14 protein-coding genes and 2 pseudogenes are annotated in these 14,845 nt (G+C 46.4%); 12 read left to right on the forward strand and 4 right to left on the reverse strand.

What is annotated here, in order from left to right:
- Position 1 precedes the first annotated feature (1 nt).
- Together COW15_RS20750 and COW15_RS08660 are read left to right on the forward strand one after the other, a co-directional pair.
- Positions 2-85, forward strand: a pseudogene (locus COW15_RS20750) (antibiotic biosynthesis monooxygenase); the annotation flags it as partial.
- Positions 86-338: 253 nt separating this feature from the next.
- The gene (locus COW15_RS08660) at positions 339-587 is read left to right on the forward strand and encodes an antibiotic biosynthesis monooxygenase (RefSeq protein WP_293631785.1); all 249 of its coding nucleotides are present in this window, start codon (positions 339-341) and stop codon (positions 585-587) included.
- Positions 588-672: 85 nt separating this feature from the next.
- On the opposite strand, the gene mscL is transcribed toward COW15_RS08660, so the two are convergent.
- Together mscL and COW15_RS08670 are read right to left on the reverse strand one after the other, a co-directional pair.
- Positions 673-1,083, reverse strand: coding sequence for a large-conductance mechanosensitive channel protein MscL (gene mscL / locus COW15_RS08665; RefSeq protein ID WP_293631786.1), 411 nt, complete (start codon positions 1,081-1,083; stop codon positions 673-675).
- Between the two features lie 188 nt (positions 1,084-1,271).
- The gene (locus COW15_RS08670; protein ID WP_293631787.1) at positions 1,272-2,219 is read right to left on the reverse strand and encodes a LysR family transcriptional regulator; all 948 of its coding nucleotides are present in this window, start codon (positions 2,217-2,219) and stop codon (positions 1,272-1,274) included.
- Positions 2,220-2,316: 97 nt separating this feature from the next.
- Here COW15_RS08670 and COW15_RS08675 point away from each other — a divergent pair, with 97 nt between their 5' ends.
- The 7 genes from COW15_RS08675 to COW15_RS08705 all read left to right on the forward strand — a co-directional run bounded on the left by COW15_RS08675 (position 2,317) and on the right by COW15_RS08705 (position 9,027).
- The gene (locus COW15_RS08675; protein ID WP_293631789.1) at positions 2,317-3,375 is read left to right on the forward strand and encodes an HlyD family secretion protein; all 1,059 of its coding nucleotides are present in this window, start codon (positions 2,317-2,319) and stop codon (positions 3,373-3,375) included.
- A 1-nt stretch (position 3,376) separates the two neighbouring features.
- Entirely contained in the window at positions 3,377-5,005 is a 1,629-nt protein-coding gene (locus tag COW15_RS08680; RefSeq protein WP_293631790.1) for a DHA2 family efflux MFS transporter permease subunit, read from the forward strand.
- A 164-nt stretch (positions 5,006-5,169) separates the two neighbouring features.
- Positions 5,170-5,637 carry a GNAT family N-acetyltransferase gene (locus COW15_RS08685; protein WP_293631812.1) on the forward strand — a complete coding sequence of 156 codons (468 nt, stop codon included), beginning with the start codon at positions 5,170-5,172 and terminating at the stop codon, positions 5,635-5,637.
- Positions 5,638-5,669: 32 nt separating this feature from the next.
- Positions 5,670-5,996: a putative quinol monooxygenase gene (locus COW15_RS08690; protein ID WP_293631791.1), complete on the forward strand. Its 327-nt coding sequence runs from the start codon at positions 5,670-5,672 to the stop codon at positions 5,994-5,996.
- A 246-nt stretch (positions 5,997-6,242) separates the two neighbouring features.
- Entirely contained in the window at positions 6,243-6,479 is a 237-nt protein-coding gene (locus COW15_RS08695; RefSeq protein ID WP_293631792.1) for a thioredoxin family protein, read from the forward strand.
- Between the two features lie 219 nt (positions 6,480-6,698).
- Positions 6,699-7,472: a DUF2927 domain-containing protein gene (locus COW15_RS08700; protein ID WP_293631793.1), complete on the forward strand. Its 774-nt coding sequence runs from the start codon at positions 6,699-6,701 to the stop codon at positions 7,470-7,472.
- 112 nt (positions 7,473-7,584) lie between these two features.
- Complete coding sequence (locus COW15_RS08705; RefSeq protein ID WP_293631794.1) at positions 7,585-9,027, forward strand: MBL fold metallo-hydrolase; 1,443 nt, start codon at positions 7,585-7,587, stop codon at positions 9,025-9,027.
- A gap of 173 nt (positions 9,028-9,200) precedes the next feature.
- Here the strand turns inward: COW15_RS08705 and COW15_RS08710 are convergent, their stop codons facing one another.
- A complete protein-coding gene (locus tag COW15_RS08710) occupies positions 9,201-10,556 on the reverse strand; it encodes a flavohemoglobin expression-modulating QEGLA motif protein (RefSeq protein WP_293631796.1) in 1,356 nt (451 codons plus the stop codon).
- A 276-nt stretch (positions 10,557-10,832) separates the two neighbouring features.
- Between COW15_RS08710 and COW15_RS08715 the strand changes: the two genes are divergently transcribed.
- The gene (locus COW15_RS08715; RefSeq protein WP_293631798.1) at positions 10,833-11,795 is read left to right on the forward strand and encodes a PDC sensor domain-containing protein; all 963 of its coding nucleotides are present in this window, start codon (positions 10,833-10,835) and stop codon (positions 11,793-11,795) included.
- Positions 11,796-11,981: 186 nt separating this feature from the next.
- On the opposite strand, the gene COW15_RS08720 is transcribed toward COW15_RS08715, so the two are convergent.
- A complete protein-coding gene (locus COW15_RS08720) occupies positions 11,982-12,158 on the reverse strand; it encodes a PA3496 family putative envelope integrity protein (RefSeq protein WP_006079984.1) in 177 nt (58 codons plus the stop codon).
- Positions 12,159-12,471: 313 nt separating this feature from the next.
- Here COW15_RS08720 and COW15_RS08725 point away from each other — a divergent pair, with 313 nt between their 5' ends.
- Both COW15_RS08725 and COW15_RS08730 read left to right on the forward strand, forming a co-directional pair.
- Positions 12,472-14,625, forward strand: coding sequence for a CHASE domain-containing protein (locus COW15_RS08725; RefSeq protein ID WP_293631808.1), 2,154 nt, complete (start codon positions 12,472-12,474; stop codon positions 14,623-14,625).
- Positions 14,622-14,780: pseudogene (locus tag COW15_RS08730) on the forward strand (two-component system response regulator); the annotation flags it as partial. The gene COW15_RS08725 and the pseudogene COW15_RS08730, both read left to right, overlap by 4 nt.
- Positions 14,781-14,845 lie beyond the last annotated feature (65 nt).

The following is a 14,845-nucleotide window of genomic DNA, read 5'->3' on the forward strand; positions in this document are numbered from 1 at the left end:
TATGATCGCTGTCATTTTTGAAGTCATCCCGACACAAGAAGGGAAGGAAGAGTATCTGCACGTGGCCGCTGAAATGCGCCAATATTGATACCCAAATAACCTCTAGATACGAGTTTCAGAGCGTCCAGGGTGCTCCAATTCAAGGCGCATCAATGACAGAATGTCGGCTACCTTTTGAATTGATGCAACACAGAAGTGGAGTGCCCTGGGCGCTCCGTCCCGGCGGGTTTTAACGCACTTTATGCTGTGTTGACTATTTTTAACTTAGCCCACTAGGTCTGCAAATAGCCGCCTTGCCTAAAGTGCGTTAAATTCCCGCTGAATCCTGCATCTTGAGGTTGTTTGGGTATCTTGGCCGCAAAGGACTGATCTCTATTGAACGTTTTCAGAGTTTAACCGACGATGGCAAAGTGCTGAGCCTGTCGTTTTGGGAAGATATGGCGTCTATCACCCAATGGCGCAATCAGATGGCCCACAGCATTGCTGAGCAGACGGGCATAGTGCCGTGTTTGTTTAACGCTTACCGTATTCGTGTGGCTGAAGTGGTGCAAGATTACAGTGAAACTGTGCACATTGAAGCTGAGTAATCGCTTATCTGCTTGATGTGAAACATCGCTGATATAAAAACAAAACCCATCGAGTTCGATGGGTTTTTTATGCAATAAAGTGAGGTTACTTTTCTTGCTGGCTTTTTAGCAGATCGCGGATCTCCGACAGTAACTCTTGGTCTTTAGTCGGTGCAGCGGGTGCTTTAGGTGCTTCTTCTTCCTTGCGTTTTAGGGTGTTGATTGCTTTTAAACCCATAAAAATGGCGAAGGCGATAATGGTAAAATCGATCACAGTTTGAATAAACTTACCATAGGCAATCACAACCGCTGGCGCATCGCCTTGGGCGGCTAGCAGCACAAAGCTCAGATCGCTAAAATTCACGCCACCTAAAATAATACCTATAGGCGGCATTATGATATCGGCCACAAAGGACGACACAATTTTACCAAATGCGGCACCAATGATAATACCCACCGCCATATCGATCACATTGCCACGGGATGCAAAAGCCCTGAACTCTTTCATTAAGCTCATTAGGTTTCCTCCAAAATTAGGATTAAATGTTAAATTTTTTCGTATTATCTGTATCAGGAAAACCTAAGGTCTTTTGCTGCCTGCTACCTTGCCAAGCTTATAGGGGCTTATAGATTAAGGCAATTCTGAGATTAATGATTTATCCTGCGCCGGTTGATTTCACACTATCGAAGTTGCAATTGTTAACTTTAGCGTGAATGCGTCTGTTCTTGCTGGCCAATAAAGTCTGGCACTTCTAGTACCTGTGATCCCCATCGTTTAAATAGCGCCGCATAGATAAACTCGATAAAGACGCGGTATTTTCGGGGCAAATAGGCCCGCTTGGGATAGCTGAGCACCACTTTGGTTTGTACCATTGGATAATCGTCGAGGAGAGGCACCAAATAACCTTTCTCGACCGCTTCTTGCGCAATAATTGACGGCACCGCCGTAATGCCAAGCCCTGCAATAGCGGCTTCTCGGGCAATGGTGACATTATTCACCGTTAACTGAGTCACAGGTTCTATCACCACCCAAGATTGACCATCAAATAGTTTCCACGCACCTTCAATATGGGCTGACTGTAAGCGAATCGCTTTATGCTTAGCTAAATCCTGCGGCACTTTAGGCGTGCCGTATTCGGCTAAGTAACTGGGGCTGGCCATCAAGGATTTATAGGCGTTGACTAAGGAATAGCTCTGTAGACGGGTATCGTGAGCATCGGCAATTTGGAACAGCAGATCTATGCCTTCTTCTATCACATCGACTTTGCGATTAGTGAGTTCTGCATCGATAGTAATATCGGGGTAAAGCGTTAAAAACTGAGCAAAAATCGGCCCTAAAAACAATTGACCTAGTTCAATCGGGCAGACGATTTTTAGGTTACCCTTGATTAATTGCTGGTGGGCACTGAGCTGATTTTCAGCGCTTTGAAGATCACTTAAGATCTTGTTGATTCGATTGTAATAACTCGAACCTGCTTCGGTGAGTTTGAGGGCGCGAGTGGTACGGAATAACAACTGGGTACCGGTATCGGCCTCAAGTTCGGCAATCTTACGACTGACGGTCGCCTTAGTCAGCCCGAGGGCTTTGGCAGCACCCGTAAAGCTACCTTGCTCGACGACTTGAGCAAATATCTGCACGCGATTGAGATCCATGATTGTTACACCTGTGAAACAGTGGGTTGATTTTTTACTGACTAATAAACTTAGTGAGACAGTAGTACACTAGGACTCACTAATCAAGGAGTCATTTATGTCCAAAAGTAAGCTCATTATCGCCGTGCCACTATTACTCGCCGCCGTTGCGGGTGGCGGCTATTACTGGTGGACTCAAGTACGTTTTATCGAAACCACGGATAATGCCTATGTTGAGGCAGATATCTCCCATGTGAGTGTAAAAGTTCCTGGCTACGTGGTGTTATCCGATGTGACCGATAACCAACATGTACGTAAAGGTGAGTTATTAGCTCAGCTCGAGGATAACCAATTTAGTGCCAAAGTCAGTCAAGCCGAGGCATCACTCGCCAGTGCTAAAGCCGATCTACAAACCTTAGCCGCTAAGGTGGAGTTGCAGCGCGCTTTAATCACCCAAGCCAGTGCCGGTGTGGTGGCGGCGCAGGCCGATAACATTCGTGCGCAGCAACAACTGAGCCGCTCAAAAAAACTTAAAGTCAGTAACTACAGCTCCCAAGATGATGTCGATCAGTTGCAGGCGGGATTCGATTCTGCCGCCGCTCGTCTCGATGAAGCTAAAGCTGTGTTAGTGGCTAAGCAACGTGAGTTAGCGGTGTTTAATGCCCAATTAGATCAGGCGGGTTCTGTGGTTGAGCAGGCCGATGCGACCTTAGAGTTAGCTAAAATTCAGTTAAATGATACCCGTGTGACCGCACCCTTTTCTGGGGTGATAGGTAAACGTGGCGCTATGGTGGGGCAGTATGTGCAACCTGGCCAAGCACTCTACAGTTTGGTTCCGGACGGGGCTGTGTGGATCACGGCGAACTTTAAAGAGACCCAGATCCAACATATGCAACCCGGACAGTCGGTGCAGGTCAGTCTCGATGCGTTTCCCGACAAAACCTTTAGTGGTGTAATCGATAGTCTGTCACCGGCATCCGGAGCCAAATTTAGTCTACTGCCGGCGGAAAATGCCACGGGTAACTTCACTAAAATCGTGCAACGTATTCCCGTGCGTATTCGCTTAGATTTGTCTGAGGAAGAAGCGCATATGCTACCGGGCTTAAGTGCGGTCGTGAAAGTGGATACGGCGTCGGGTCCTGCAACATCGGCAATCGCTGCAAATACAGGTCGTTAGTATGAGCGCAATCGGCTCTATCACTGCGTCTGCCACTATGGAGGCGCAGGGTATCAGTATACTTAACAAGCCAACCGATTATGAGCGTGGCAGTCGCCGCTCATGGATCGCCGTATTTGGTGGTTTGATCGGCGCCTTTATGGCGATCCTCGACATTCAAATCACCAATGCCTCGATGAAGGAAATTCAAGGCAGTCTTGGGGCGACGCTCGAAGAAGGCAGTTGGATTTCAACCGCGTATCTGGTCGCCGAGATGATTGCCATTCCGCTCTCTGGCTGGCTTAGTACGGGGCTGTCGGTCAGGCGTTATCTGTTATGGACTACGGCCGCCTTTATCTTTGCTTCTGTGCTTTGCTCTATCTCGTGGAATTTAGAGTCCATGATTGCCTTTCGGGCGCTGCAGGGCTTCTTTGGTGGTGCGTTAATTCCGCTGGCCTTTAGGCTGATCCTTGAGTTTTTACCCGATAACAAACGTGCCGTCGGCATGGCGTTATTTGGGGTGACGGCGACCTTTGCACCTTCGATTGGCCCTACGTTGGGCGGTTGGTTAACCGAGCACTTTAGCTGGCATTATCTGTTCTATATCAACGTGCCGCCCGGATTACTGGTGATGGCGATGTTGGCCTATGGTCTCGAAAAACGTCCCGTGGTGTGGGACAAACTGAAGAATGCCGACCTTGCGGGCATTGTCACTATGGCGCTGGGGATGGGGTGTCTTGAGGTGGTGCTTGAGGAGGGCAATCGTAAAGATTGGTTCGGCTCGGATCTCATCCGCAACCTTGCCATCATAGCTGCGGTGAATTTAGTGCTATTTGTGTGGATCCAGCTTAAACGTAAAGAGCCGTTAGTAAATTTGCGCCTGCTCGGTAAACGTGACTTTGTGCTCTCCACCGTCGCCTACTTTTTGCTGGGGATGGCACTTTTTGGTGCGATCTATTTGATCCCACTGTATTTATCGCAAGTCCATGATTACACACCGCTGGAAATTGGCGAGGTGATTATGTGGATGGGATTCCCGCAGTTATTAGTTTTGCCCTTAGTGCCAAAACTGATGCAGCGCTTCGATGGCCGTTACTTAGCTGCCTTTGGCTTTTTCATGTTTGCCTTGAGTTATTACATGAATAGCCAGATGACGGCGGATTATGCCGGACAACAGATGATCGCCTCCCAGGTGGTGCGCGCCCTAGGTCAGCCATTTATTCTGGTGCCTATTGGTATGCTGGCGACCGCGCATTTATTACCCCATGAAAACGCCTCGGCGTCGACGGTATTAAATGTGATGCGTAACTTAGGCGGTGCCTTTGGTATCGCGCTGGTCGCGACCCTATCGGACACGCTGGCGCGCGGGCATTTGGCCCATATTAAGGAATCCTTGCCCGCGGTGAGTGCGCAGGCGCAGGATTATTTAAATCAGAGCGCGAGTCTGCTGCAGATGGGAGGTTCAGATCCCTATACCGCCGCCGCACAGGCGAAAGCCTTGCTGGGCAAAACCATGAGCCAGCAGGCCTATATTCAGGCCTATAACGATGTGTTTTTCATCATGGGCGCTCTGCTACTTATCGCTGTGCTCGCCGTGCTGCTGATCCGTAAACCGACTGGGCCCGTGGCCCACGATGCCATGGTCGAGTAATAACGTTTTTCGTTATCCTGTTGTCGCCATAGATTTCCCCAGATCTATTGGTCTGATACAACAGCTTTGCGCCTTAGTCCTCGCGGATTAAGGCGCTTTTTTATGGCCTTTATGCTGTGGTAGACTCAAAGCTCTTTTTCGATGATTTGCAGAGGGATAATCGTTTGCAGTGGCAAAATCTTAAATTTAATCAATTAAATGCCAATACCCTATACAACATATTGAAGTTAAGAGTCGATGTGTTTGTGGTCGAGCAGGCCTGCGCTTATCCTGAGCTTGATGATAAGGATAGGCACCCAGAAACCCAGCATTTAATCGGCTTATCGCCAGATGGAGTACTGCTTGCCTACGCGCGTATTTTACCGCCTGGGTTGAGTTATCCAGAGGCGAGTATCGGCCGCGTGGTGGTATCGCCAGCGGGACGTGGACAAGGATTAGCGACACCTCTGATGCAGCACGCAATCGAGGCCGCGTTAAACACTTGGCCCGATGCGGGGATCCAAATTGGTGCCCAAGATTACCTTAACGCCTTCTATCAAAAGCTCGGTTTTGTGGCCTGCTCTGAGATGTATTTAGAAGATGATATTCCCCATATCGATATGCGCTATCTACCTGAGTTATGTGGTATTTAGTGTTTTAGTTTACATGTAATTAAGGAAAACAGATGTCAACGTCAACGGACTATAGAATCAATCAACAGCAAATTGCCTGCGTGGCGAGTTTTCTGGCTAAAGAGGGCAAAACCGAAGCGCTGATCGAGGCGCTCGCGAGCCTTATTCCTGATACGCGCCGCGAAGCGGGTTGTATTCGTTACGAACTCAATGTGAGCCGTGATGAACCACGCCGAGTGACCTTTGTCGAGAAGTTTGTCGATATTGCCGCCTTCGACGAGCACTGCGCTAAAGATGCGATTCAACACTATTTCCACCAAGTTATGCCCGAATTAGTTGAGTCATACCATGTAGAAACCTATCATCAAGTGATTGTTTAACCATGAAATAAACGATTAGGAGCTTGCAGTGTTGATTCACTATTAAGGTAAGAATGGCTGCGTGGGCTTTAATTTAATCACATATGGTTAGATAGATTTAAGTCGATTTAGCTAAGTCAATCACGCTTTAGGGCGCATCATAGGGTGACAATCTTAGATTGTGTAGCCGTGTACTGATTTCTCTCGGCCCAAGCGAGCAGTAAAGTCTATGTAACTATCCCTATTGATATCCCTTAAGGAAATAATATGAAACAAGTCAAAGTATTAGGTAGTGGTTGCGCTAAATGTAGTAAAACCGCCGAGATGATTGCGGATATATCAGAAGAAATGGGCATGGATGTGATTGTGAAAAAGGACACAGATCCTCAAACCCTATTGAAATTTAAAGTGATGAAAACCCCTGCAGTGGTGATCGATGGTGAGCTAGTACATAGTGGCTCAGTGCCTAGCCGCGATGATATTGAAGAATGGCTGCGGGATTAATCGCGAAATTTAGCGAGTCAGGGCCATTCAAAGCTGTAGTCGGTCGTGATGGGGTTTTATCTAGACGAGGGATTAGAGGCTTGTTTGTGGCGTTCGGCGGTTTTGACTAAGCTCATTGGGATGATTGCGATTAAACATCTTCAATGCATCATGGGATAAAGATTAATGCTTAAGCGTATGAATACATTGATTTATAGCGGGCTAATAAGTGTGGCTCTTATGGCTTTACCGCTATGGTCCGCGCAAACACCCTCTGGGTTGATTCAGTCACTAAAAGCCGAAAATGATTGGAAAAACGCCGCCTATATTATTCAAGCCTTCGGTGAAGTCGCCCTTAACAATGAGTATGACAATGCCAAACATGGCGTACGTAAGTGGCGCATGCCGATACGAGTATTTATCGAGCATCAAGTGGGCGATAGTGCGCTACATACTCAATTAGTACAGATGCACTTAACCCATTTAGCTGAGATCACTGGTCACGATATTCAACGGACGAATACGCCATCGGAAGCCAATATTCACTTAGTTTTTACCCGTCAATCCCAGTGGACGAGCGAAGTTGAGCGCTTAATGGGACAGAGTGCAACTAAGAATCTCCATGGTTCAGTGTGTATTGGGAAATTTGCCCTTAATGCTCAGCATGAAATTGCACGTGCTTGGATCATTATTCCCGTCGATCAAGCCAAAATGCACGGTAAGTTAGTGGCCTGTGTGGTGGAAGAAATCACCCAAGTGTTAGGTCTACCCAATGACTCTGAGAAAGTATTTCCCTCGATCTTTAACGATAAAACCCCACAGGATTTACTGACAGGGCTCGATTATATTTTGCTTAAATTGCTCTACAGTCCAAGTATTAGTGTTGGAATGACGGCCGATGAAGCCAAGCAACCCCTGCAGACTTTGATTGGGCAATGGCTGCGTGATGGCACAGTTGCTAATGCCGATAAAACCGTGTGCCAAGGTGAGTTATACCCTTTACTAGGCTATTGATGGTTAAGTGTTACCTCTAACATTGGCATTGTTTGCGCTGGATGAATTAATTCTTTTTCTTTGAGGAATAAGGGCATAGTCTATATTTAGATAAACATATTGGAGGGATACCATGCGAATGACATTGCAGTTTTTAGGGGCGACAGAGGAAGTGACGGGCTCGTGTCATTTGCTCTCGGTCGATCATGAACACTTATTACTCGATTGTGGGTTGATCCAAGGTGGCAAGGCGGATGAACTGCGTAACCATGACCCCTTCGCTTTCGATCCTGAGTCTATTTCCGCCGTGGTTCTCAGCCATGCCCATATCGACCATTCTGGGCGCTTGCCTCTGTTAGTCAAATCGGGTTTCGATGGGCCTATTTATACCCATAAGGCCACGACTGAGCTTTGCGCTATCATGCTGAAAGATGCGGCCATGCTACAAACTCGAGATACAGAAAGAGTCAATAAAAAGCGTGCAAAACATGATCTTGACCCCCTAGAACCCCTATTTACCGTCGAAGATGCCGAGCAAGTCATTAAGCAGTTTGTGCCTCTGGAATATGGCCAAGTGACTCGGGTCATTCCCCATGTGGATGTTTGTCTATCGGATGCGGGGCATATTTTAGGGTCGGCCTTAGTCGAACTGTGGTTAGGAGAGGGGGAGGCACAGAAGAAAATTGTCTTCAGTGGCGATTTGGGCCGTGCGGGCATGCCTATCCTGCATAATCCGACCTTAGTGGATACGGCGGATTTAGTGTTAATGGAAAGCACCTATGGCAATCGTTTTCACCGTAGCTGGGCGGACACTCTCGTCGAGTTAAAGGAGATTTTTGCTAAGGCGGTGAACGAAAGTCATGGGAATATTTTACTGCCAGCGTTCTCGGTTGGGCGGGCTCAGGAGTTGTTATACCTGTTTCATTTATATGCCAAAGAGTGGGAGCTTTCCCGCTGGAGGATCTGCTTAGACAGCCCTATGGCCATTGAGGCGACCCGGGTTTACGTTAATAATTATCCCTTGATGGATGAGGATTTTAAGCGTTTCACCCGCCAGCATCCGGGACAACATCCACTACTATCAAATGTTGAGTTTATTCAAACGACGGAAGAATCTATCGCGCTAAATGACGTTCATAAGGGTTTGATTATTATTGCAGGAAGCGGCATGTGTAACGGTGGGCGTATTCGCAGTCACTTTGAACATAACCTATGGCGTCCGGAATGTGATGTGATTATCTGTGGTTATCAAGCCCTTGGTACCCCTGGGCGTGCCTTAGTCGATGGGGCCGCAGAGCTGACTATCCATGGTAACAGCATAAAAGCCGCCGCTAAGTTGCACACTGTTGGGGGGCTTTCTGCCCATGCGGATCAGGCCGAGTTATTGAATTGGTACCGACACTTTGAAAACCAACCACCGCTGATCTTGGTCCACGGTGAACCCGAGGCGCAGCATGGCTTAGTAGAAGTGCTCAACCAAGATCCTAACACCAAACCCAAGGCGATAGCCATCGCCACCTATGGTGATCGACTGGATTTAAATGCGTTACCCAAATTAGTGTGGAAAACCGCTTAAGTCTAGCCGTAACATGCTCCACACTTAGGGTGTAGAGCATGTTACTTTTAAAGTAAAATCAACGCTCTAGTTATTTCTATCAGATAAACTCAGCCAGTGTTTAACTTGTTGGGTTTTTCTTGTATTTTAAGTCGAGGCTTATCTTATTTACGCTATCTATTAAGGGTAGAATATTAGTCCGAGTTATTATCAAACTCAGTATCATCGAGTAATTCGAAGACGGGGGCGACATTGGGTACGTCTTTAAATAAGCGGGTAAAGTGACGTTGCACCCCTTTTAAGTCTATTCCCGCTAAGCCAGAAGCGAAGCCAAACCAAGCATAGAGACCGCTAAAGTTATCGAACATGGGCGGTAAATATTTCGGTGGGGTAATAATCTCCTCTTGGCAGGCTTGATACAGCACAGGAATGTCTTCGATTGCTAATTTTCCTAAGAACAACATAGGGATAAGCTCAGGCAGACCAGATGTGATCGCACTACGAATGAAGTTAATGTTTTCGACATAGCCACGCACGTAGGAGATGTCTTTGGTAAAAAAACTGCCTCCTTCAACCATGCCACCTCGGAAGACCCTTTGGGTCACACGATAGCTATCCTTTGCACTTAAATTTAACCCTCTGAAATAGTTAAAAACGTCGATAAAATCCGCCCCATTTTCAGCCATATCCACGGCGGCAACACGGTCACTAATACGGCGGGCACGGCCAGGATTCGAACTTAGGGTGAGCATTTCGAGTAATACGGCTAGGCCTTCCTGGGTCGCAGCAACACGGGGTGAGCCGACACTGAGCCAAGTGGCATGGGGTTGTGCTCGGCCATTGAGGGTTGTGCCGACATGCACCCAACCTTCGTGAACTTCGTACACGTTGAGATCCGACTCGCTAAACATGGCTTTACTATTGAGTTTTACCGTATCTCCCCCCACAGCGGCATCCGAGACAATACCGTCACTGAGGCGCACCCGCATATCATCGCTATGGAAGTATTTCTCTAATCGTTGGCTAAGCACATGCACGGCTTCTGGAGCAGTAATAATTTTGGGATGGTGTTTATTCATATGCCGCGCCGCGGGCAGAGAAAAAATATAGCTGAGTTTATCGCCCAATTGGCGCAGGGTATGGCGATCGCCATGCAATTTGTGGTTAGCACTGCCGTATAATTCTTGGCTGAACTTGCCAAAAGTCGGGGTTCCTCTATGGCCCAACATATCCACAACCAGGCGATATTGATCGACGTTAGCGACTAATATCTTGCCGAGTTTATCCCGTTTACCTAAACGTCTATGGATATCCTGTTTGAGGGAGGTGAGTTCTGCTTGAGTTTTAATGGGATCGAAAGGCAAGGCAATGTTTTGATAGAAATCTTGCTTAATGGCTGGCAGAGCCGTGCCTTTACCCGACAGAAAACGTTCTTCCATCTCCCTTGGCCATTTGATGGCATCTAAGATTTTTATTGGTGTTTGGATGCGAATTAATTCATCGGAAAAACGGCGTAGATCTTGTTGATATTGGGCTAACGACTCAGACATTCCCGTATATCCTGCAGGTAATTTCAGCGAGAGATGTGGCTAATCATAGCCTTAAACCTTATTTATTCATATTGATTCGCGGGCTAGCTGAGAAAATATACCGATTACATAAATTAACTGTTATCGGTTTTGTGAATCATTTTGGTGCACTTGTGACTATTTTAGCGCTGCGCGCATTGGATATAAATTAGTAACTATTTGTTTAATATTATTTTATTGATATGGCATTAAAGCTGCTTTGTTCTGGACTTAGGAATCGATTGATTGGAGTTAAACATGGCAGCGATGAGTTATTTGAGTGTGATCGAGCGGTATCACGAATACGAAGCCACAGTGCATGAACTCATGGAATCGATTCTTACTGGGATTGCCGATGCCGAGTTATTTAAACAACCTAAGGTCGATGTCAAAGCGATGAAAGGAATCGCGAAGAGCTATCCCTTTGTCGAGCTGATGTATTTACTCGATAGCCAAGGATTGCAGATAAGCCAAAACATCGCCGTGGTAGACCACCAAATTGAGTTAATTCCGTTAGGTGGCAATCGTGATCGCAGTCAACGACCCTATTTCATTAATCGTGATGAGTCCGATGGCGTGAACATTACACGTCCCTATTTATCCAATGCCAGTGGTAATTTATGCCTTTCCGCCTCTTTAGCGATTTATCAACAGGGGCAAAAGCTGGGCTACTTAGTGGTGGATGTGGACTTGACCCGTTTGATTGAATTTATGATGGGCGACAGTGCACGGCGGCGAGTGACGCCGGCATTTAAAGCGGTTTATGGCGTAATAGTGGCCGGGTTGTTTGTGCTAGTCACTGTATTACTCTGGACCGCATTGCGGGATATTTACGGACTCTTTACGGTCGAGCGGATTGGCCAAGATCCACTGCAACCCTTTGGGATCATTATTTTTATGACGCTGGCTTTAGCGATTTTTGATCTTGGGAAAACGATTCTCGAAGAAGAAGTCCTAATGCATAAAGATATCTTTCGCCACAGCTCAACACGGCGAACCATTACGCGGTTTGTTTCTACTATCCTCATTGCCATTTCCATTGAGGCGCTATTGACTATGTTCAAGGCGTCACTCGGTGAGAAACAATATATTGAACCCGCGATCTGGATGATGTTAGCCGTAGTCGGTTTACTCGTAGGATTAGGTGCTTACGTTTACTTAGGCGCTAAGGCCGAATGGTTACTGATTAAAACGCAAGCCTATAAAAGCGGTAAAAAGTGACCGTGAGGCGGTAGCGTTAAAGGTGGTGAATAAGAGGATTAAAACAAAGTCACACCCAGCACTGAGGGCTGGGTGAGATATTAGGCCTGAGAGTGGACACGAAACTTTGCGAGTTCCAAGTGAATCATCCGCAATTTAACGCAGTATCACTATAATTTTGCCCACTAGATACTGAGATCAAATAGGCTAGAAAAAATCGTCATCTCCTAATGCACGTTTTAACTCCGCCCGTTCGAGGTAGTCTTCTAAACGTTTTTTGACTTCACGTCTATGTTGCATTGCCTCTGCGGCTTTGCTGTTTCTCGGTGTGGTCATTGCCTCAAGTTCAGTATCGTTGGGCACGACTTCAGTAATATGAGCCATAACGAATTCCTCTTGTTGTTCCTACCGACTTTCTATCTAAAAAGAATGTGCTAGAAAAGCAAAAAATTTTGTGAATCAGAGTAAAATTTTCTTCCCGTTGTGAAGGCCTGTGGGCCAGGATAGTGGTAGGAGCAATGATGGATGATTTACACTTAATTTAGTTTATGCTTATTTTGTGATTAAGCGCATAACTCTGTCATTTTGTTCCTGTATTAATTCCTACTTAAATAGTAGGACAACTTGAATTTAGCAAGGGTTCGAACAACACTTGAATAAGTAATTATTATTCACTTTAGCTAGGGAATGGGCGTATATGTACAAGGATGATTTTCCTGAATCTTTCGATTCCCCTAAGAACTACTATTTTAGTGTACTCAGTTCAAGCTGGCTGATGGTGCTTGCCATGTTGTTTTTCATTGGAATTTCCTGGTATGCCCTCGAGGAATATTTTAGGGACCGTGGTGAAGAGCGTTTCAACAACAGTGTGCAAGAGCTGACCGAAGCCGTAAACCACAGGATGGTTGCCTATGAACAAGTGCTACGGGGAGGTATTGGGCTTTTTCTTTCCTCAAACGGCGTCACACGCCAAGAATGGCAAACCTATATTATTAACGCTCGCTTAGGTGAGTATTATCCCGGTATTCAAGGGATTGGATATGCAGAAATTTTAACGCCAGCGAATGTAGAGGAGCATGTTAAGCAAATTCAAGCAGAAGGGTTTAATGAATATAAGATTTACCCAGAAGGAGAGCGGGAACTTTACTGTGCGATCAACTATTTAGAGCCTTTCGATTGGCGTAATCAACGGGCCTTTGGTTACGATATGTGCTCCGAACCCATTCGCCGCGCCGCGATCTTGAGTGCGATAGCTTCGGGTATGCCAACGATTTCGGGAAAAGTCACCTTAGTGCAGGAAACCGCCGATGATACTCAGTCGGGCTTCTTAATGTATTTACCGCTATATCGAAGTTTAGCCACGACAGAGGCGGAGCGAAAACAGCAAGCCACTGGCCTAGTTTATGCGGCATTTCGAATGAATGACCTAATGCAAGGGATCATGGGCAATCGTTTTTCAGGCTTGAAACTCGCCATTTATGATGGTGGCAATCCCAGTAACGCCAATTTGATGTTCTCCAGCAGCAAAAAGCTGCCATCGACCCAAGACATTTTTTATAAATCGCAAACGGAGATGATAGAAGGGCAAGCTTGGCGTTTGGATATTTCTTCCCAGTCACGTTTTATTTCGAGTTCAGAACAGGTTCAAAGTATTTGGTTGCAGGTGATTGGCTGCGGTTTTGTGCTGGCCTTGTTTTATTCGGTCGTTGTGATGGCGCGTAATCGCTATCAAGAATCGATGTTAACTACGGAGTTGATTGCAAACGAAAAGCGCTTCCGTCTGGTGATTGAAGCCTCACCCAGCGCACTGTTTATGGTGGATAAGTCTGGTGTTATTACCTTAGTCAACACCCATGCCGAGCGCCTCTTTGGTTATGCGAGGGACGAATTGCTTGGGCGATCTATCAATATGCTATTGCCTGAAGCTTTACGGGGCGCCCATCAGCAGCATATGAGTAATTACCTAGTGCAACCTATTGCCAAAAATATGTCGATGCGGGACGACCTGTTTGGTTGCTGTAAAGATGGTACTCGTTTAGCCATCGAAGTGGGGCTAACCCCCATCCATTTCAGCAATGGTGTTTCTATTCTGGCAACGATTAATAATGTGTCCGAGCGTAAACGTATTGAAATTCAGCGTGCTGAGCATACAAAGGAGCTTGAACGTATCAATCAAGAGTTAGATCGTTTCGCTTACATTGCGTCCCACGATTTGAAATCACCCCTGAGGGGAATAGAACAACTGACGAGTTGGTTATCGGAAGATCTTGCTGATAATACTAACGAAAATGTTCAAAAGTATTTAGGTTTGATCCAGAGCCGCATTCATCGAATGGTGTTATTGCTCGATGGCTTGTTAATGTTTTCCCGTATTGGTCGGGTAGATACTGAAATTGTTGAGGTGAATACTAAGCAACTGATGGAAGATATGTTTGCGTTAGTTGCACCGCCACAGGGATTTGAATTAGTTCTCGAAGGTGGCTTTCCTCAATTTAAAACGGTCAAAACTTTATTGGAATTAGTCGTAAGGAATCTGATGAGCAATGCCATTAAACACCACGATAAGGAGCAGGGTGTCATAAGAGTGCAATGCGAGCAGAGGGATGAGCAGTATTGGTTTAGCGTGATTGACGATGGCCCTGGTATTTCTAACGCTTATCATGGGAAAGTGTTTGAAATGTTTCAAACACTTAGGCCTAGAGATGAAGTCGAAGGCAGCGGTTTAGGCCTATCTCTAGTGAAAAAAACCGTAGAGAGTCTCGGTGGTAAGGTCCAACTAAAGTCTGATGGGCGGGGTTGCTGCTTCCAGTTTAGTTGGCCTATGCGAATTGTCGACAAGGAGGTGTTATGAGCAGCAGCGATAGTTACAACCAAGTGATGATTTTACTCGTCGATGATGATGATGTGGATTATATGGCGGTGCAAAGGGCGATGAGGCAACTGCGCCTATTGAACCCCCTGATACGGGCTCGAGATGGGTTGGAGGCGTTGAGCATTCTCACGAATCCAGGAGGCTGTTCATAATTCTGTGTCAGGTTAATTTCACAGATCGATATGGTTTTCTAAGCGTC

Source organism: Shewanella sp. CG12_big_fil_rev_8_21_14_0_65_47_15 (genome assembly GCF_002783505.1).
GTDB lineage: Bacteria > Pseudomonadota > Gammaproteobacteria > Enterobacterales > Shewanellaceae > Shewanella.

What these genes read in the sequence shown, in the direction of transcription:
- mscL (WP_293631786.1), bottom strand. Translation starts at nt 1,083, where the DNA reads ATGAGCTTAATGAAAGAGTTCAGGGCTTTTGCATCCCGTGGCAATGTG.
- COW15_RS08670 (WP_293631787.1), bottom strand. Translation starts at nt 2,219, where the DNA reads ATGGATCTCAATCGCGTGCAGATATTTGCTCAAGTCGTCGAGCAAGGT.
- COW15_RS08675 (WP_293631789.1), top strand. Translation starts at nt 2,317, where the DNA reads ATGTCCAAAAGTAAGCTCATTATCGCCGTGCCACTATTACTCGCCGCC.
- COW15_RS08680 (WP_293631790.1), top strand. Translation starts at nt 3,377, where the DNA reads ATGAGCGCAATCGGCTCTATCACTGCGTCTGCCACTATGGAGGCGCAG.
- COW15_RS08690 (WP_293631791.1), top strand. Translation starts at nt 5,670, where the DNA reads ATGTCAACGTCAACGGACTATAGAATCAATCAACAGCAAATTGCCTGC.
- COW15_RS08695 (WP_293631792.1), top strand. Translation starts at nt 6,243, where the DNA reads ATGAAACAAGTCAAAGTATTAGGTAGTGGTTGCGCTAAATGTAGTAAA.
- COW15_RS08700 (WP_293631793.1), top strand. Translation starts at nt 6,699, where the DNA reads ATGGCTTTACCGCTATGGTCCGCGCAAACACCCTCTGGGTTGATTCAG.
- COW15_RS08705 (WP_293631794.1), top strand. Translation starts at nt 7,585, where the DNA reads ATGCGAATGACATTGCAGTTTTTAGGGGCGACAGAGGAAGTGACGGGC.
- COW15_RS08710 (WP_293631796.1), bottom strand. Translation starts at nt 10,556, where the DNA reads ATGTCTGAGTCGTTAGCCCAATATCAACAAGATCTACGCCGTTTTTCC.
- COW15_RS08715 (WP_293631798.1), top strand. Translation starts at nt 10,833, where the DNA reads ATGGCAGCGATGAGTTATTTGAGTGTGATCGAGCGGTATCACGAATAC.
- COW15_RS08720 (WP_006079984.1), bottom strand. Translation starts at nt 12,158, where the DNA reads ATGGCTCATATTACTGAAGTCGTGCCCAACGATACTGAACTTGAGGCA.
- COW15_RS08725 (WP_293631808.1), top strand. Translation starts at nt 12,472, where the DNA reads ATGTACAAGGATGATTTTCCTGAATCTTTCGATTCCCCTAAGAACTAC.